Annotated in this window: 18 protein-coding genes; 13 read left to right on the top strand and 5 right to left on the bottom strand. The window is 37.1% G+C overall.

Translation table 11 applies throughout. The annotated features are described in order from the left end of the window. Window positions 1-336 precede the first annotated feature (336 nt). The 3 genes from rlmN to ytpR all read right to left on the bottom strand — a co-directional run bounded on the left by rlmN (window position 337) and on the right by ytpR (window position 2,718). A complete protein-coding gene (rlmN, locus tag B5D30_RS09840; RefSeq protein ID WP_078807905.1) occupies window positions 337-1,467 on the bottom strand; it encodes a dual-specificity RNA methyltransferase RlmN in 1,131 nt (376 codons plus the stop codon). 200 nt (window positions 1,468-1,667) lie between these two features. Beyond that, window positions 1,668-1,826, bottom strand: coding sequence for a hypothetical protein (locus tag B5D30_RS13750; RefSeq protein ID WP_159443288.1), 159 nt, complete (start codon window positions 1,824-1,826; stop codon window positions 1,668-1,670). A gap of 259 nt (window positions 1,827-2,085) precedes the next feature. Then, complete coding sequence (ytpR, locus tag B5D30_RS09845) at window positions 2,086-2,718, bottom strand: YtpR family tRNA-binding protein (protein ID WP_078807906.1); 633 nt, start codon at window positions 2,716-2,718, stop codon at window positions 2,086-2,088. A gap of 130 nt (window positions 2,719-2,848) precedes the next feature. Between ytpR and B5D30_RS09850 the strand changes: the two genes are divergently transcribed. The 9 genes from B5D30_RS09850 to B5D30_RS09890 all read left to right on the top strand — a co-directional run bounded on the left by B5D30_RS09850 (window position 2,849) and on the right by B5D30_RS09890 (window position 12,202). After that, entirely contained in the window at window positions 2,849-3,649 is an 801-nt protein-coding gene (locus B5D30_RS09850) for a DUF1189 domain-containing protein (protein WP_078807907.1), read from the top strand. A 120-nt stretch (window positions 3,650-3,769) separates the two neighbouring features. Further along, entirely contained in the window at window positions 3,770-4,864 is a 1,095-nt protein-coding gene (ispG, locus tag B5D30_RS09855; protein ID WP_078807908.1) for a flavodoxin-dependent (E)-4-hydroxy-3-methylbut-2-enyl-diphosphate synthase, read from the top strand. A 198-nt stretch (window positions 4,865-5,062) separates the two neighbouring features. Then, entirely contained in the window at window positions 5,063-7,081 is a 2,019-nt protein-coding gene (gene metG, locus B5D30_RS09860; protein ID WP_268802117.1) for a methionine--tRNA ligase, read from the top strand. 119 nt (window positions 7,082-7,200) lie between these two features. Further along, window positions 7,201-9,009, top strand: a complete 1,809-nt coding sequence (locus B5D30_RS09865; protein ID WP_078807910.1) for a hypothetical protein — start codon at window positions 7,201-7,203, stop codon at window positions 9,007-9,009. A gap of 76 nt (window positions 9,010-9,085) precedes the next feature. Further along, entirely contained in the window at window positions 9,086-9,955 is an 870-nt protein-coding gene (locus B5D30_RS09870; protein ID WP_078807911.1) for a hypothetical protein, read from the top strand. Window positions 9,956-10,027: 72 nt separating this feature from the next. Continuing rightward, the gene (locus tag B5D30_RS09875; RefSeq protein ID WP_078807912.1) at window positions 10,028-10,945 is read left to right on the top strand and encodes a hypothetical protein; all 918 of its coding nucleotides are present in this window, start codon (window positions 10,028-10,030) and stop codon (window positions 10,943-10,945) included. A 13-nt stretch (window positions 10,946-10,958) separates the two neighbouring features. Further along, window positions 10,959-11,195, top strand: coding sequence for a DUF2829 domain-containing protein (locus B5D30_RS09880; RefSeq protein ID WP_078807913.1), 237 nt, complete (start codon window positions 10,959-10,961; stop codon window positions 11,193-11,195). Further along, a complete protein-coding gene (locus B5D30_RS09885; protein WP_078807914.1) occupies window positions 11,192-11,911 on the top strand; it encodes a 3-oxoacyl-ACP reductase in 720 nt (239 codons plus the stop codon). Before B5D30_RS09880 ends, B5D30_RS09885 begins: the two co-directional genes overlap by 4 nt. 108 nt (window positions 11,912-12,019) lie before the next feature. Next, window positions 12,020-12,202, top strand: a complete 183-nt coding sequence (locus tag B5D30_RS09890; protein ID WP_078807915.1) for a hypothetical protein — start codon at window positions 12,020-12,022, stop codon at window positions 12,200-12,202. Between the two features lie 173 nt (window positions 12,203-12,375). Here the strand turns inward: B5D30_RS09890 and spxA are convergent, their stop codons facing one another. Together spxA and proC are read right to left on the bottom strand one after the other, a co-directional pair. Further along, the gene (spxA, locus tag B5D30_RS09895; protein WP_078807916.1) at window positions 12,376-12,774 is read right to left on the bottom strand and encodes a transcriptional regulator SpxA; all 399 of its coding nucleotides are present in this window, start codon (window positions 12,772-12,774) and stop codon (window positions 12,376-12,378) included. 241 nt (window positions 12,775-13,015) lie between these two features. Then, entirely contained in the window at window positions 13,016-13,819 is an 804-nt protein-coding gene (gene proC / locus B5D30_RS09900) for a pyrroline-5-carboxylate reductase (RefSeq protein ID WP_078807917.1), read from the bottom strand. 358 nt (window positions 13,820-14,177) lie between these two features. On the opposite strand from proC, the gene coaA reads away from it, so the two are divergent. The 4 genes from coaA to B5D30_RS09920 all read left to right on the top strand — a co-directional run bounded on the left by coaA (window position 14,178) and on the right by B5D30_RS09920 (window position 19,176). Further along, window positions 14,178-15,101 carry a type I pantothenate kinase gene (coaA, locus tag B5D30_RS09905; protein ID WP_078807918.1) on the top strand — a complete coding sequence of 308 codons (924 nt, stop codon included), beginning with the start codon at window positions 14,178-14,180 and terminating at the stop codon, window positions 15,099-15,101. A gap of 292 nt (window positions 15,102-15,393) precedes the next feature. After that, complete coding sequence (gene guaA, locus B5D30_RS09910; protein ID WP_407675499.1) at window positions 15,394-16,935, top strand: glutamine-hydrolyzing GMP synthase; 1,542 nt, start codon at window positions 15,394-15,396, stop codon at window positions 16,933-16,935. Window positions 16,936-17,059: 124 nt separating this feature from the next. Further along, a complete protein-coding gene (locus tag B5D30_RS13755) occupies window positions 17,060-17,233 on the top strand; it encodes a hypothetical protein (protein ID WP_159443289.1) in 174 nt (57 codons plus the stop codon). Continuing rightward, the gene (locus tag B5D30_RS09920) at window positions 17,230-19,176 is read left to right on the top strand and encodes a site-specific DNA-methyltransferase (protein ID WP_144399562.1); all 1,947 of its coding nucleotides are present in this window, start codon (window positions 17,230-17,232) and stop codon (window positions 19,174-19,176) included. The genes B5D30_RS13755 and B5D30_RS09920 overlap by 4 nt, the downstream gene beginning before the upstream one ends. The last annotated feature ends 2 nt before the right edge of the window (window positions 19,177-19,178 follow it).

Raw genomic sequence — 19,178 nt, forward strand, 5'->3', positions numbered from 1 at the left:
TTGGCTTATGGTTTTAGAAGATTTGAGAATTTCCGTACGAGGAGCTATATTCAGTGTGGTCTTCTTACAGGGATTTGTAAGGTGGTTTAGAATAGATATTTCAGTATTTAAAGTGTAACAGTGAAAGATAAAACAAGAGAATAGTCAAGTGAACAAGGTTTTGCATGTTGAACGACCTATAATTGTGCTACTGGCTAGGTTCGACAGAGCAGAATGCTACAAGAAAACTATTTCTGGTAGACGCAAAAGAGGAGCTGGACAAGATGTCCAACTCTCTTAGGTACGCTTTGTAAAATAGATGCTTTCCACACGATTTGACAAAGAGCCGTTTTTTAGCTATTTATTTTCGCTTTTCGTTTGGATTTTGTGACGAAAACCGCTCACTTCAGCATTTTCCTCTTTTTCATCTTGGTGTTGTTTTTTCATCTGTTTGCTACGAAGTTGCCCACAAGCAGCGTCAATATCTGTTCCATGTTCTTTGCGAATGACACAGTTAATGCCGTTTTTCTTCAAGACATCATAAAATCGTAACACGTCATCCATTGGGGTGCGTGAGTATTGGTCATGCTCGGTAACAGGATTGTACGGAATGAGATTGACATAGGCTAATTTTTTCATGTCTTTTAGCAACTCAGCAAGTTCTTTTGCATGATGAGGGCGATCGTTGACATTGTTTAGCATAATGTATTCAAATGTTACACGGCGATTGGTTTTCTCAACGTAATAGCCAATTGCCTCAAAAAGTTTTTCAAGCGGAAACGAGCGATTAATTCGCATAATGCTTGTTCTAAGGTCGTTATTCGGTGCGTGCAAGCTAACGGCGAGATTGACTTGTAAACCATTTGTAGCAAATTCTTTGATTTTCGGTGCAAGTCCGCTTGTGGAAACGGTGATGTGCCTAGCACCTATCGCCATTCCTTTGTCATCATTGATGACACGTAAGAAATTCATCACGTTGTCGTAATTGTCAAATGGCTCGCCAATGCCCATGACGACCACGTGACTTACACGTTCGTCCAACTTGCGTTCGTCAAAATAGCGTTGGACAAGCATAATTTGTGCAGCAATTTCGCCAGAGGTCAAATCACGCTGTTTTTTCAGTAAACCAGAGGCACAGAAAGTGCAACCGATATTGCAACCGACTTGCGTTGTAACGCAAACAGAAAGACCGTATTGTTGTCGCATAAGCACTGTTTCAATGAGCAATTTGTCTGGAAGTTCAAAAAGATATTTGACCGTTCCGTCATTTGCCTCTTGTACGACTTTTTGCGTGAGTGGATTGATACAAAAATTTTCCTCTAGCAAGGCAATGAAGTCCTTTGGTAAATTGGTCATTTCGGCAAATGTTTGCACACGTTTGCGATAGAGCCAATCCCAGAGTTGCTCTGTGCGGAATTTCTTTTGACCGTTTTCCATACTCCAGTCGATAAGCTGTTCTCTTGTTAATCCGTAGATTGAAGACTTCATTTGTTTGTACTCCTTAAAGGTATTTTATGGGTTCTCTGTATTCTAAAAGAGTAATTGCGTTTTTAGAGATGCCCATATACTATTTCTATTGTAGAGTGTTTCCGATTTTTTCGCAATAAAAAAACGGAAAAGCAGGGGAGGCTTTTCCGAAAAAAAGGGAGGAGAAAATAAAAAGTTATAAAACTTTGAAGTAAGCTAATTTATTTATCAGCATGTATATACTGATTTTCTTGTGGTATGTCGTCGCTTGAGCTAGGAGCATACGCATCTTGGTCTGTTGCAAAAAGTGCAATTCCTACTAATAGAACTAGAATACTTGCAAAGACAAAATCTAATTTTAAAGAATGTGAACGTAGCATACAGACCGCCTGACCTTTCTGTCATTGACTAGACATTTTCTTTTTCTTAACTACACATAAAGTATAACACGAAATGGAAAAAGGGGGTAGTTAACGTATTTCCAAATGGTCTGTAAAAACCTAGAAACACGAAGAAAAGCCTATAACTAAAAGGTTTTAAAGCATTTTTCCAACTTTTTCTTCAAAATGGAAAAATAAAATTGGAAAAAGAGGTCATTGAATGGACAAATTTCCTGCTATAAAAATAGACAAATCCAACTTATCCATGCCAATGTTTTTCGGGTGAAAATGCTTCTCCGATAGTGGCACTTCCCTCTTCTAAAACCAAGATTCCACGAACGTCTGGGGCGTTTTCAAGCTGTAATTCCCGTGGCGAACACATCATGCCAGAGCTTTTCACCCCACGAAGTTCACCGTCCCAAATGACTAGCCCGTTTGGCATCATTGCTCCGACTTTTGCGACAACAACCAACTGCCCTTGTTCGATGTTTGGAGCCCCTGCGACAATTTGTAACATTTCTCCATTGTCTACTTCGACTTGAGCAATATTTAAGTGGTCGCTATCAGGATGTGGTGTCAATTCTTTGACAAAACCAATGACAAATTTTGAGTTTTTCTCTTGCGTTATGACTTCACGAAAGCCTTCTTTGGCTAATTCTTCGTTGAGAAGAGCGATTTGCTCATCAGATAAAACTACTTGCCCTACGCCAGAAATCTCACCCAGCATTTCGCTTGCCTGAAAAATATTCCAAGCAACTACTTCGTTTGTTTCTTTTAACGCAATTTTCGTCACATTGCCACAACGTGTACTTGTAACGTCTGCTCCATTGTCATTTTTTACCAAAATCATCAACACATCACCAACGTGTGCTTTATTGTATGCAAAAATCAAGATATTTCCCTCCAAATTATTCTATGAATCATCATTATTATACTTCAAAAAACGAGAAAAGGCACTAAAAAATATAGGTCTTCGTCGTTTTCTATGATACAATAAAAAGCAGTACAAATGGAGGTGGAATATGCACGAGTTAAATATTTATTTCAAAGCATCGTTTTTGAAACTTGAGGATTTATACGAGGCTAGAAAGATTTCTTGGGGCAAGGCAATTTTTTATTTGTTATTTTTAAGTGTGATTATTGCTCTTCCAATTACAACGGATACGTGGACGACAACGGAGGAAATTTTGCATGATGCAAGAGTTGTAGGCGAAAAAATTCCAGATTTTACGATTGTTGACAAGAAACTTGAAAGTAAAGCCAATGGTTTTATGTATCAAACCAAATATTTTGTCTTTACATTTGACCCGCAAGGAAAACGCACGGAGGAAGAAATTGCAAGTGTCTCATCAGATGTGCTAGGGATTGCTTTTTTACCAAATTCCTTTGTAGTATCGCTTCCTCAAAGTCTAAGTGTTGATGAAGAACCAAAATTGATTGAGATGAAATACGATAAAGGAAGTTTTCGTGACATGACAGGGAAACGACTACGACACGCAATGAGTACCATGTCTCAGCCTATTTGGATGCTTGTATTCGTTTATTTGATAAGTTTTATCCCTGCTATTTTTCAAATGGTTTGGCTTGTGGTGTTTTTAGGTGTTGCTGGCATGATTCACAATAAACTAAGTCGTTTATCTATTCGATATAGCGAAGTGATTCGCATTATTTTATTTGCAAGCACTGCTCCGATTATTTTGTCAACGATTTTAGTGTTTTTCTTTCCAACATTAAATAGTGGCTTTATTCAAACAGTAGCGACACTCATTCTTTATTTTCGCACCCTTACACCTTTGAAGGTTAAGAAAAATCAAAATCAGTAAAAAAATTTTCCCCTTTGAGCTTGGATTTGATACAATGATACTGAATTAATCGAAAATCAATAGATTTTATGAAGATTTTCAGTATCAAAGTATTCAATACAAATTTAAAGGGGTATTTTCATGAATGAAATAACACACCGTAAGCATACAAGACCTGTAAAGGTTGGTAATTTAGTGATTGGTGGAAAAAATGAAGTGATTATGCAAAGTATGTGTACGACAAAAACACATGATGTCGCTTCAACAGTCGAGCAAATTCTTCGATTAGAGGAGGCAGGGTGTCAAATTGTGCGTGTGGCAGTTCCAGATGAGCGTGCGGCAGAGGCACTTAGTGAAATTAAATCACAAATCAATATTCCGCTTGTAGCTGACATTCATTTCGATTACCGTTTGGCACTCAAAGCAATTGAGGCAGGCGTGGATAAAATTCGGCTAAATCCGGGAAATATCGGTAGGATTGACCGAGTGCAAAAAGTGGTAACTGCTTGTAAGGAGAAAAATATTCCAATTCGCATAGGGGTCAATGCAGGTTCGCTTGAGAAAAAATTTCTTGTAAAATATGGTTATCCAACAGCTGAGGGAATGGTTGCCTCTGCATTAGAACATATCAAGATTTTGGAGGACTTGGACTTCCATGATATTATCGTCTCACTGAAAGCCTCCAATGTGAAATTGGCTCTGGAGGCATATGAGCTTGCTAGTCGCAGTTTTGATTATCCTTTGCATTTGGGGATTACGGAGGCGGGAACGCTTTTTACTGGCTCTATGAAGTCTGCAGCAGGACTTGGGGCATTGCTGTCACTTGGCATAGGAAATACAGTGCGTGTTTCACTTTCCGCTGACCCAGTCGAAGAAATTCGTGTGGCAAAAGAAGTGCTAAAAGCGTTCGGTTTAGCAGCAAATGCCACAACGCTCGTCTCTTGCCCAACTTGTGGACGAATTGAAATTGACCTTATTCCTATTGCAAATGAAATTGAGCAATATATCGAAAGTATCAAAGCTCCGATAACTGTTGCGATTCTAGGTTGCGGAGTGAATGGACCGGGAGAGGCACGTGAGGCAGATATTGGTCTTGCAGGAGGACTTGGCAAAGGAATGCTTTTCAAAAAAGGAAAAATCATTCGCACAGTACCAGAAGAAATCATGGTTGAGGAACTGAAAAAAGAAATTGATAGTATGTATGAACATTTTAAGAATACTGGGAAAGTAGAGTAAGTGTACTCATAAATCAACTTCAGAAATTAGCGAGGAGACGAACTAATTTCTGAAGTTTTTTTGCTAAAAAATCCCTGAAACTCCCAAATAACCCTAAATTTTTTTACAAATTATGTTATACTGTCAAATGAAGGACTTTGTCTTGGTAAGTCAATTTTAGAAGTTTCGTCTAGAGTTGCAAAGAATATTATTTTTACAATCAAGGAGCAGGAAATGACTGAGAAGAAAACTTATTATATTACAACCCCTATTTATTATCCGAGTGGAAAATTACATATCGGGAATACTTACACGACAATCGCTTGTGATGTGTTGGCACGTTACAAGAGACTAATGGGTTTTGATGTGTTTTATTTGACTGGAACAGATGAACATGGAATGAAAATTGAGCAGAAAGCTGCTGAACGTGGGATTACTCCTAAACAATATGTGGATGAAATGGCAGACTATATGCAGCAGTTGTGGCAGTCGCTTGATGTGAGTTATGACAAATTCATTCGCACGACAGATGATTATCATGAAAAGGCTATTCAGACGATTTTTGAGCGTTTGCTTGCACAAGGGGATATTTATCTTGGCGAGTATGCAGGGTGGTATTCGGTGAGTGATGAGGAATTTTTCACTGAAACACAATTAACAGAAGTGTTCAAAGATGAAAATGGCAAGGTCATTGGTGGCATTGCTCCAAGTGGGCATGAAGTGGAATGGGTAAGCGAGGAGAGTTATTTCTTCCGCATGAGTAAATATGCGGATCGTTTGCTTGAGTATTATGAAACTCATCCAGAGTTTATTCAGCCAGCATCACGAAAAAATGAAATGATTAACAATTTCATCAAACCGGGGTTGGAAGATTTGGCAGTAAGTCGTACGACATTTACATGGGGCGTTCCTGTGAAAAGCAATCCAAAACACGTTGTTTACGTCTGGATTGACGCACTTTGCAACTACATTACTGCTCTTGGCTATGACAGTGAGAATCAGGCGAATTTTGAGAAATTTTGGCCTGCGAATGTTCATATGGTTGGAAAAGAGATTGTTCGTTTCCATACAATCTATTGGCCAATTATGCTAATGGCACTTGATTTACCACTTCCGGAAAAAGTTTTTGCACATGGTTGGCTTGTGATGAAAGACGGAAAAATGAGCAAATCTAAGGGAAACGTGGTTTATCCAGAAATGTTAACGACACGTTACGGTTTGGATACACTTCGTTATTGGTTAATGCGTCAAGTTTCAAGTGGAAGTGATTTTACATTTACGCCAGAGGACTTTGTCAGCCGTCTCAATTCTGATTTGGCAAATGATTTGGGCAATCTACTTAATCGAACGGTGGCGATGATAAACAAATATGTTGACGGTGTGACACCAGTGATGAAAGGCGATATAACAGCTTTTGATGCAGATTTGAAAAATACAAGCAATCAAGCGATTCAAGGTTTCCATAAAGCAATGGAGACAATAGAATTTCATGTGGCTTTGGAAAACGTCTGGACAATTATTCGCCGAGCAAATAAATATATTGACGAAACGATGCCGTGGGCGTTGGTGAAAGAGGAAGAAAAACGTGGAGAATTAGAGAGCGTGCTTGCTCATTTAGCTGAGAGTTTGCGAGTGGTAGCAGCGTTACTTCAACCAATTTTGACACGGACACCAAACGAAATTTTGTCTCAGCTAGGTCTTGAAAATGAAGAAGTCAACCTCGCGACGCTTACATTTGGCGAATTTCCAGCAGGGAAAAAAGTAGCGGAGAAAGGAACACCAATTTTTCCACGTCTGGAAGTGGAAGATGAAATCAATTATATCAAGGAACAAATGAATGGAGGGGTAAAAATGGAGGAAACAGCATGGAATCCTGAAGAGGTAGAGCTTATCTCAAGCAAGGAGAAACAAATCAAATTTGACGATTTTGATAAAGTAGAGCTGAAAGTAGCAGAAGTTGTTCACGTGCAAAAGGTAAAAGATGCCGACAAGTTGTTGCAATTTAGATTGGATGCAGGGGATAGCGAAAACAGACAAATTCTTTCGGGAATTGCAGAGTTTTATCCAAACCATGAGGAATTGATAGGCAAAAAAGTCGTAATCGTGGCGAATTTAAAACCAAGAAAAATGCGTGGCGAAATTTCTCAGGGAATGATTTTGTCAGCAGAAGATGACAAAGGCAATCTTGCCATTGTCGAAGCACCAAGCGGAATGCCAAACGGTGCGTTGATTGGCTAAAAATACAAACTAGAGAGAAATTAAGGGAGACGTGATTTCTCTCTAGTGTTTTTAGAGATTTTGATTGATTTGGGAATGTAAGAAAGGAAGAAGAGAGGAATAAGAAATGAGGTATAGGAATGGTACAATTAAGACAAAACGGTAATTTTAAATATATAACTATTTTATTTTTTGTGAGTTTATTTTTGGTATTGCCTCAAATTTATGAGCAAGGGATTGTGCTAAATTTTGATTCTTTGTTTCATCTCAATCGTTTCTATGAGGCAATGATGAACTTAAAAACAGGCAACTTTTCAACAATTAGTTTATACGGTTTTACAAGTGTTGGGCGGATTGTGTCCTCAGTTTATGGACAAGGTTTTTCCTTTATTTGTGGTATGCTACTACTTGTTTTAAGGAATTGGATTTCTTTTCAAGTAGTCCTTTCATTTTTGATATTATTTATCAGTGGATTGGGGATGTATTGCTTAGGAAAAGAAAGTAAACTTTCCAATAAATTTTCATTGATTTCTTCACTCCTTTATTTTGGGTGTTTTGAAACAAATTCTTTTACGTTTGGTACCAGCATGACAGGACTTTCCTCTATGATACTTCCGTGGATAATTATTTGTGGATTGCGATTAGGCACAAGAGAAAAAGGACAAGTAAATATTTTGATGTTGGCGTTTTGGATGGGTGTTGCACTTAATTCGCATAATTTTACTGCCTTACTTTCAGCTGTTGTTTTAACACCATTTTTGATAATCGGATTTATCAGAAGCACAGAGCGAAAAAAATTATTGTTTGATTTAGGAATCGCAATTTTGATTACAATTTTTCTAAGTCTAAACATATTCTATAATATTTTCTCCATAATGCGAGAAAATCATTTGATTACCGTCATGCCAAAAATGGAATTGGGATTTAGAGGTGCTTTTTTCTCAATCAATAATAGTGCCAGTGGTATGGATATTGGACTGCAAAATAGTTTATTATTCATAGCTCAAATTTGTTATGTATGCTTTTCTTGGAAAAATTTGAACAACCAAATTGGAAAACTTAATAAAATAATGACAATATTAGGAGTTGTTTTTTTAATTTTTTCAAGTAGATTGATTCCATGGACAATTCTTGGAAAATTATTTCCTGTTTTACAGAGTACGATACAAATGCCCTCTCGCTTTATTGTTGTAGCAAATGTTTGTTTTGCGTTAGGGGTGGCTTTAAGTTTGTCGGCTCTTAATCGCTCAAATATTTTAAGTTTGCATGGAGAGGTAGTTACTAACATTATCCTGATAATATTTCTTGTCTTATCTTTTTCAAGGCAAGAACAATTTTTATATGGTGGTATGCAAAACTGGGTAGATAATGCGTACTCCAATTTTTCAAGTAACTATTATTTTGGTGAGGATAAAGAACAATTCAAATTTTTATCAAGGAAAAAAGGAGTGTCTTACCTAGTTACAGAGGCTCAAACAACACTACCAGATTATCTTCCATTGAAAAGGAAATTAACCAATCAAGAGCTTATAAAACTAAATCCAAGTGAAAAATACAAAAATGAAGTGCTTAGTATCCCAAAAGGAATTTTTGAAAAAAGAATCACAGAGGATAAAAAAATCGCAGTGACATGGACGGAAAAAGAAACACCAAAAGAACGAATAGTTCCTATCATCGTTTACAAGCAAACAAAATTAGAACTAAACGGTCAACGATTGACGAAAAATGATTTTGATACCACAGAAATAGGTGCCTTAAAACTAAAAGGAACACAAGGAGAGAACACTTTACTCGTGACTTATCAAGAAGGGAAATTCTCCTCAATCATTTACAAAATAACAATTTTTTCTTGGATTGCTTTATTACTTGCTTTCGCTGTGAAATTTACTTTGAAATGTAAGAAAAGAGAATTGTCTAGCGAAAAAAATTCACAATTAAGGGAGATGTGATTTCTCTCTAGTGTTTTTAGAGATTTTGATTGATTCGGGAATGTAAGACGGAAGAAGAGAGGAATGTGTTTTAGGGATGGTACAATTAAGACAAGACAAGACAAGACAAGACAAGACAAGACAAGACAAGACAAGACAAGACGGTTATAAACTAAAAAACTTTGCAATTATTTTCATTGCTAGTATGTTTTTGTTACTCCCGCTTATTTATATGCGAGGAGTATTGATTGGCAATGACACGATGATTCATTTCAATCGTTTTTATGATGCAATGATGAATTTAAAAAATGGGCATTTTCCGAGTGTTTCTCTTTACGGTTTTCTATCCGTTGGTAGAATTTGTAATGCACTATATGGTGAGGGATTTGCTTATATTTGTGGCGGGCTGTTATTGCTTTTGAAAAGTTGGAGTAGTTTTCAACTTGTTACTTCGTTTGTGATTTTATTTGTTGCAGGTAGCGGTATGTTTTTGACAGGGAGAAAAGCAGGTTTATCCGACAAATTTTCTCTCATCGCCTCGCTTGTCTATCTTTGTTGTTATACAACAAATTTATGGACAATCCATACAGCTTATACTGGATTTTGCTCAGCAGTTCTCCCTTTTGTAGTGATGTGTGGTTTGGATTTTATACAAAAGAGAGAAAAGCAAGTCAATATTTTATTTCTATCTTTTATGATGGGAATTTTGCTAAACACCCACAATTTTACAGCAATGCTTGGAGTAGTGGTGTTGATACCATTCTTTATTGTAGGCTGGGTGAAAAGTAAGGAGAGGGCGAAATATTTATTTTCCCTTTTTATCGCAGTAGTTTTTTCTACGCTACTATCGCTGAGAGTATTTTACTCAATGATAAAACTTTTCAAAGAAAACAATTTATACACGGTTCGTCCAGAGTTAAATTTAGCACACAGTAGCAATTGGTTTACGATTCAAATGCCTGCTTAGGCTCAATTAGGTTTGCTACTAAGTCTAATTTTTCTGTTCCAGATTTGTTATGTGATGAAAAATTTTTTCAGAATGACTACTCATTTTCAAAGAATGAACCGCTTTTTAACGATAACAGGAGGAATTTTTTTCATTTTATCCTCACGTTATTTTCCTTGGACACAATTAGGAGAATTGTTTCCGATTTTGCAGACTACGGTGCAAATTGTTTCAAGAATTGTAGTGGCGAGTAATATTTTGTTGATTTTAGGTGTAACGTTTTCTCTAATGGAAGTATTTTCACATTTAAAAGAGAAAAAAACGGTGGAAATTCTGAACATTTGTATTGCAGTGTTTATTATTTTGGGACTATCTTTAAATCAGTCGACGCTTTATGATGGAGTGGATCGTTGGGTGAAAGGCGACTTGGCTCCGAATTACCAAAATAGTAAGGAATTATCTTTGGGAGAAAAAATGAAGAATGGTAATTTATTTAAAGAAAGAAGTAAAAATAAGGATGTTTCTCTATTGATAGAAGACTTGCCTTTTGGGTTTCCTGATTACTTACCATTGAAAAAGAAATGGAGTAATCATGAATTAGTAGCTTTAGATGTGGCTGAAATTCACAAAAAAGAAGTGGTAAACATTCCGAAAAACACGTACAAAAAATCTATCACAAGTGACGGGAAAATAAAGGTAACGTGGAGAGAAGAAGTCAAACCAGTTAAGCAACGAATAGTTCCTATCATCGTTTACAAGCAAACAAAATTAGAGCTAAACGGTCAACAATTGACGAAAAATGATTTTGATACCACAGAAATAGGTGCTTTAAAACTAAAAGGAACACAAGGAGAGAACACTTTACTTGTGACTTATCAAGAAGGGAAATTCTCCTCAATCATTTACAAAATAACAATTTTTTCTTGGATTGCTTTATTACTTGCTTTCGCTGTGAAATTTACTTTGAAATGTAAGAAAAGAGAGTTGTCTAGTAAAAGAATTCACAATTAAGAGAGGGACAATCATGACATTTGAAAAGGCACTTTCCTTATTAAAACAAGGAAAAAAAGTAGTTCGCACCAACTGGGGCGGGTCGGAGAATTTTGTGAAACTTTATGACTCGATTACGCTTGAAAATGGTGAAAAATTACTGGTTACTCCGTATTTTTTAATCAATGTAACAGGCGAGGGTGAAGGTTTTAGTATGTGGAGTCCAACACCATGTGATTGTTTGGCGGAAGATTGGGTGGAAGTTGAATGAAATTTTTAGAGAAGCATATTTTGATTACAGGTTGTGCAAGCGGGATTGGTTTGGCTCAAACTCGGGCATTTTTGTCAGAGGGAGCGAAAGTGTACGGTGTGGATAGGAGTGAAATGAAAGAAAATCTAGGTGAACAATTTCACTTTTTCCAAGGCGATGCTAGTGATGAACGTTTTGTAAATGAGTTAAGTGAAAAAATAGAGAAATTGGATATTCTTTGCAATACCGCAGGGGTGTTAGATGACTACCTGCCTTTAGAGAAAACGTCATTTTCCCTTTGGCAAACAATTTTGCATAATAATTTGGATAGTATGTTTCTAATAACGAAAGTTTTTTTGCCCAAAATTCTCCAAGCTCAAGGAGCGATTCTTAATATGTCCTCAATTGCAGGTATGGTAGCTGGTGGCGGTGGGATTAGTTATACAACGAGCAAGCACGCTGTGAGTGGTTTTTCCAAGCAACTTGCTCTTGACATGGCACCGGAGAATGTTCATGTTCTCGCAATTGCACCGGGAGCGATTGAAACTCCGATGAATCGCAAAGATTTTGAGGAAAACGGTGGTGAAATGGCTCGCAGTGTTGCTGAGGAAACACCTATGAAACGCTGGGCAAAACCAGAAGAAGTAGCACGTCTTACTTTATTTTTGGCAAGTGAGGACGCAAAATATATGACGGGAAGTGTGGTAACGTTTGACGGTGGGTGGACGACAAAATAGATTTGAGAAAGACTTCTATCTTGCGTTCCCCCCCGTTTGGACGAAGTGTGAACAATTTGCTTTATACACAAACGTTGATGAAATTTAACGGCGAGTGGTGACACAACAATGTTGAAAAATTTTCCACAACGAATTGTAGAACGCACAGAGTTGACTGTCGAATTTGATTCAAGTGACAGAAAACTCTCTGTTTCTCTGAAATGGATAAAGGCACTAGAGGAGAAAACGCAAGCTAGAGAGGTGTTTGAAACTCTCGTCAGTACGAAATTACTCGTTACATTGCCAAATTAAAACAGAGGCAAATGTAGATAAAAAATGTGGAAAAAGGGATTTTGTTTTTATTAGGAAAGGGTCGATTTGTTGGTCGAAAGAAACCGTGAATCTTTGAAGTTTGCAGGATTTTGATGCAAACTTTTTTTTCGTCAAAAAAAGCCCTGAAATCTTCAGAGCCTATAATTTTTAATTTAAATTCCAGACATCATTTGTGCGTGTCGCATTTCGATACGACGGATGTTTCTAGGTAAGAAGCAACGAATTTCATCTTCGTTAAAGCCAATTTGTAGACGTTTGTCATCGCACATCATTGGACGACGCAATAAATTCGGATTTTCTGCAAGTAATTCTAATAATTCTGGGATACTTAAATCATCTAAATCAATATTTAATTTTTCAAATGCCTTGCTACGTGTTGAGATAATGTCGCTTGTTCCCTCCTCTGTCATTGACAGAATGTGACGAAGTTCATCACAAGTTAGCGGATTGTTCATCATGTTGCGTTCTTCAAATTCAAGCTTATGCTCAATCAACCAACTTTTTGCTTTGCGACAACTTGTGCAACTTGGCGTAGTGAATAATTTTAACATAAATACCCTCTCTTTTCTCTCCATTGGCACCTTTTCGGACAACGTTTATATAATGATAATAACCCACTGTTTTTAAAAAATCAACCTTTTCTAAGAAAAAATAACAGCAAAATTAGTAAAAAATAGTAAAATAGCTTTATATTTTCGAGTTTGTCAACTTTTTCCATAACTGGATAACTTTGTGAAGGAGAAAATAATATTTTTTTATAAAAATAGAAATTATTTCTCGAACGTTGAACACTTAGTTTTTCTTGCTCATTTCTTTGTCACGCTTGATAATTGCCTCTACTCCTTTATGGACGGCATTTGCGAAACCAGCCGATTCTAGTGCGAGCAATCCTGCAATCGTTGTACCAGCAGGGCTTGCGACTCTATCGGCTAGTTGCTGGGGGTGGCAGTTTTCCTCCAAGAGCAATTTTGCACTTCCAATTAAGGTTTTTGTGACAATTTCTGTTGCCAAATCTTTTGGAAAACCGTACATTACGCCACTTTTTGCCAGAGAGTCAATAAAAGAATAGACAAATGCAGGACTAGAACCAGCTAGGGCAACAAATGTTGAAAAATCTTTTTCTTCAATTTCATAAACGGAGCCAATTGCAGAAAAAATCTCAGCAATTTCAGTGAGTTCTTCTTTTTCGACCAAGTGATTGGCACAAATTGCACTGACACTTTCCCCTACTTTCGCCGCTAAATTCGGCATTAAACGGACGATTTTTTGTTCGTCAAGTTTGACAAGCTGAGATAAAACATCTAGCGTAAGTCCTGCCGCAATACTGAGTAAAATTGGTTTTTGCAGTTGTAGGGAGACACGTATTTCCTCTAAAACTTCTGGGAAAACTTTAGGTTTTACCGCAAGGATTACAAGGTCTGAATGTAACACCAACTCGCCGTTTGTATCATAAGCAGAAATATTTCTTTGTTTCGCAAACTCATGAAGTGCTGGTAAATCTAAAGAGGCAACACTAATTTCATGACTTCCTTCTGCTAATAAACCGTCTACAATTGCCGTTCCCATATTGCCAATGCCAATAATTCCAATTTTCATTTTCGCCCACCTCGTTTAATTTTGTACTACTACTATTATAACAAATTATTTTCATGAAAAATATATTTTATTTAGTTTTTTCTATAATTTTTTCTTTTTTCGTTTAAGTGGAAAATATTTTACATATTAGAGCGAGAAGGATGATTTTTTAATTTTTATTTTCGTTTGTCTATTTTTCTAACAAAAATATTTTTATTATAGAAATTATAAAACGAACGTTTTGAAGAAAGTTATTTGGTATTTTTTGTAGTAAAGTTTTTAGAAGTGAGGTTGTAAAAAAATAAAGGTGAATAGCACTTGTTCACGCTCAATAAATGTTATACTAAGAGGGTATTCATTAAAAATGAGGAGTGCGAGAATGGAAGAATATCTCAATTATCATAAAATTTCACGAAACGATTGGCAGTCATTGTATGAAAATAGTATTCCCCCGTTGACAGAGGAAGAATTGAATGAAATCAAGAGTTTGAACGACTCGATTTCGCTAAAAGATGTGCAGGAAGTTTATGTTCCTTTGGTACATCTCATTCGCATTTATCACAAAGCACAAGAATCGCTTACGATGTCAAAAGGACTTTTCTTGCGAAAATTGTTGCCGACCCCTCCGTTTATCCTAGGTATTTCTGGAAGTGTGGCGGTAGGAAAAAGTACGACAGCACGTCTTTTGCAAATTTTGCTTTCACGTACGTTTAAACGTTTGCACGTGGAATTGATTACAACGGACGGTTTTTTATATCCCACAGATTATTTGCTCGAAAGAGATATGTTGCAAAGAAAAGGTTTCCCAGAAAGCTATGACATGGAGCGGTTGATTCGTTTTTTGTCGGAAGTCAAAAGTGGTAAGGAGGAAGTTTCTTCGCCTGTGTATTCTCATGAAATTTACGACATTGTAAAAGGGGAGGAAAATATTACCAATCGACCAGATATTTTGATTGTAGAGGGAATTAATGTTTTGCAACTTCCTCAAAATCAGCGGATTTACGTGAGTGATTTCTTTGATTTTTCAATTTACGTGGATGCGAGCGAGGAGAACATCAAAAAATGGTATAAGGAGCGGTTTGAGGCATTGCTTGACTCAGCTTTTCAAGATTCGACCAATTATTATTATGCTTTTGCACAACTGCCACGCAAACAGGCGTTAGAAGAGGCGGATAAAGTGTGGAATAAGATTAACAAAGTCAATTTAGAGCAATACATTTTGCCAACGAGACAGCGTGCAGATGTTATTTTGCATAAAAATGACGGTCATGAGCTAGATACGATTTATTTGAGGAAATATTAGGTTAAGGGCACCTCTAAAAACTCCGCTTAAGACTAAATTAGCTAGTTTTTCGATTATCGAGGAAATCGACGAAAGCTATGTGGTTCATAGGTTGAGGAGATTGACGAAGAAAAACGGAAAACTAGCAATTTGGGATAAGTGCGAGTTTTTAGAGGTGCCCTTAACGAGATGCTCTTATTTTTCGTGCGTATTCGTGTGTTTCATGTTAAAATATCAGCATTGGCAATTGTGCGAATGTGCAATAAAACTTAGAAAGAAATGAGGATTTCCCTTGACATCAATTTCAAATGAAATGAAAGATATTCAAAAGGTTATAGTGTTAGATTATGGTAGTCAGTACAATCAACTAATTACACGTCGTATTCGTGAGTTTGGTGTGTTTAGTGAATTGATGAGCCACAAAATTACCGCAGAAGAGATACGTGAAATTAATCCCATTGGGATTATTTTCTCAGGTGGTCCTAATTCTGTTTACGCAGAAAATGCTCCAAGCGTAGAGGACGAAATTTTTGAGTTAGGGATTCCAATTTTGGGGATTTGCTACGGTATGCAGTTGATTACGCATAAGCTAGGTGGCACTGTTTTGCCAGCGGAAAATGCTGGAAGTCGTGAGTACGGTCAATCTCAATTGACACACACTTCTTCACGTTTATTTGGCAATACTCCAGAAGTACAAACGGTTTTGATGAGCCATGGAGATGCAGTGACTGGGATTCCTGAGGGATTTGTGAAAGTAGGCGAGTCAGCGGACTGTCCTTTTGCTGCGATTGAGCAAGAGGAGAAGAAGATTTACGGTATTCAATTTCACCCAGAAGTGCGTCATTCAGAGTATGGGAATGATATTTTGAAAAACTTTGTTTTTGACGTTTGCCAAGCAAAAGGCGACTGGTCAATGGCGAATTTTATCGACCTTGAAATTAAGAAAATCCGTGAAAAAGTAGGCGACAAAAAAGTTTTGCTCGGTCTTTCTGGTGGCGTGGATTCCTCTGTTGTCGGTGTTTTGCTCCAAAAAGCAATTGGCGACAAGTTAACTTGTATTTTCGTTGACCACGGACTTTTGCGTAAAGACGAGGGCGATCAAGTAATGGGAATGCTCGGCGGAAAATTCGGTTTGAATATCATTCGAGTAGATGCAAGCGAACGCTTTTTATCGAAACTTGCAGGTGTAAGTGATCCCGAGCAGAAGAGAAAAATCATTGGAAACGAATTTGTCTACGTTTTTGACGATGAGGCGAGCAAGCTAAAAGATGTTGATTTTCTTGCTCAAGGCACACTTTACACCGATGTAATCGAAAGTGGAACAGAGACCGCTCAAACGATTAAGAGTCATCACAATGTAGGTGGATTGCCAGAAGATATGCAGTTTGAATTGATTGAACCATTGAACACACTTTTCAAGGACGAAGTGCGTGCGTTAGGCACTCAGCTTGGAATGCCTGACGAAATCGTATGGCGACAACCTTTCCCGGGTCCCGGTTTAGCGATTCGTGTCATGGGGGAAATTACGTCTGAAAAGTTAGAAGTTGTGCGTGAAAGTGATGCTATTTTACGTGAAGAAATTGCTCTAGCAGGTTTGGACAAAGATATTTGGCAATATTTCACGGTCAACACAGGCGTGAGAAGTGTAGGTGTCATGGGGGACGGCAGAACATATGACTATACTTTAGCCATTCGTGCCATTACAAGTATCGACGGCATGACAGCCGATTTCGCAAGAATCCCTTGGGACGTGCTACAAAAAATCTCCGTGAGAATCGTCAACGAAGTGAGCCATGTGAACCGGATTGTTTATGATATTACGAGTAAACCGCCTGCTACGGTGGAGTGGGAATAAGAAAAAGTAAAAAAAATGAGCATAGTTTCCCACTGAATTTCTCAGCAATACTTATGGTGAGAGATTTAGTGGGAATTGTAGTAAAGTATAATATTGTGTGACACACTTTTTTTGGAGGAGTATCATGAGACAGACAGACAGACAGACAGACAGACAGACAGACAGACAGACAGACAGACAGACAGACAGACAGACAGACAGACAGGTAAATAATACCTTTCTTTATCATACAGCAAATAGCTTTTTTAGGTTTGTTCCTAAAGAGGCTATTTCTTGTGGAAAGAAGGTGGCGGAATGAGTACAGAAATTACGCCACAAGTTATAGATGAGCTGAAAAAAGCAATAGCACCGTTTGGTACGAAATATTTACATGAAGATGTAATGTTGAGAAGTGCGATATTGGAAAGTTTAAATGCGTTTGATGAAGAATTGCTGACAGCATTGCTTGAAAATAAGTTTATTTCTACGCATTATACAAAAACTGTACTTGATACAAAGATTTTTGAGCTTGAAAAGTTTAAAGAAATTTTACTTACAAACGTATATTTTGAAAATAGTTATACAAAATATGCAAATAAAATCGGGTTGACCGTTGCTGGGAAGTATCTTGATGAGACAACGGAAGTTGTGCTAGATTTTCCTTATAAAGACGGTGTTTTAAAAGCAGGAATGAGCAAAGAAGATATTGGCAAAGATGATATGAAACCAGATGAAATGGTGTTGCATGAAATCATGGCGAAAGCAGAAATTGACCAATTGTTCGACCCGAAAATTTTTAAAAATGTAAGGAAATACAGTGAAAATGGCGAAGAAAACGCTGAGTGCTTTTCTGAGGAAGATAATCTCATCATTAAAGGGAACAATCTTATTGCTTTGCATAGTTTGAAAGAACGTTTTGCGGGGAAGGTGAAGTTGATATATATCGACGTTCCATATAATACTGGAAATGATAGCTTTTCTTATAATGATCGCTTTAATCATTCTACATGGCTTACGTTTATAAAAAATCGCATTGAAATTGCATACCAACTATTATTAGATGAAGGGGCGATTTTCGTTCATCTTGATGATAATGAAGTGAAATATCTAGGTGTATTACTTGATGAAATATTTGGTAGAGAAAATTTTGTTGAGATAATAACGGTTGTGAATAATCCAAGAGGACGTGACTACGGTGGCATTGCAAACATGCACGAGTTTATCTATGTTTATAGAAAGTCTTCATTGACTGATTTTAATCTGATTGTTGATAAGGATAAGAAATTTCCATTTAAAGATTCATTTGGAGCATTTGAAGTACGAGAACTTAGAAATCGTAATACTGCGTTTAATGCAGATAATCGTCCTAATCTTTTCTATCCGATATTTGCTGATTTAAATTCAAAAGATGAGAATGGGTTTTATGAGGTTTCTGAAATTCAAAATGAACAATATTCTGTAGAAATTCTTCCGAAAGTTTCACAAGGGATTCAAACTGTTTGGCGTTGGGGAAAAAACAAACTTACTGAGAATAAAGGTAAAAATGTTGTAGCTCGACCTATGACTGATGGAGGGTGGTCGATTCAAGAAAAATATCGAAAAAATACTGTGATGGCACGTTCGGTTTGGTGGGACAAAGAAGTAAATTCAGAGAAAGGTACTCTACACCTTAAAGAATTAATGGGTGGGAAAGTCTTTGCATTTCCTAAGCCTGAGGGGACATTAAAACGAATTATTGAAATAGCTACAAATGAGGGAGATTTAGTCCTCGACTTCTTCATGGGCAGTGCTACTACTCAAGCAGTCGCCATGAAAATGAATCGCCGTTTTATTGGAATCGAACAAATGGATTACGTCAATACCGTTTCAGTTCCAAGATTACAAAAAGTAATTGAAGGCGAGCAAGGCGGGATCTCCAAAGACGTCAACTGGCAAGGCGGCGGAAGTTTCGTCTACGCCGAACTCATGGAAAAAAACAAAGGCTATCTTTCAGAAGTTTTACAAGCCAAAACAGTAAATGACCTAAAAGAAGTCTACAATCGCATGAAAAAATATGGTGATTTAGATTTCCGAGCAGATTTAGAGAAATTTGATTTAGACACAATGGAACTTAACTTTGATGAAAAGAAAAAGATTCTTGTGAAAATCATTGATAAAAATCAACTTTACTATAATTTTTCTGAAATTGACGATAGTGAAGTGGCGGAGTTGTTGAGTGAAAATGAAATTTCTTTCAATAAGAGTTTTTACGAGGGGGAATAATC

It is taken from the genome of Pilibacter termitis, assembly GCF_900167335.1.
GTDB classification, from domain to species: domain Bacteria; phylum Bacillota; class Bacilli; order Lactobacillales; family Streptococcaceae; genus Pilibacter; species Pilibacter termitis.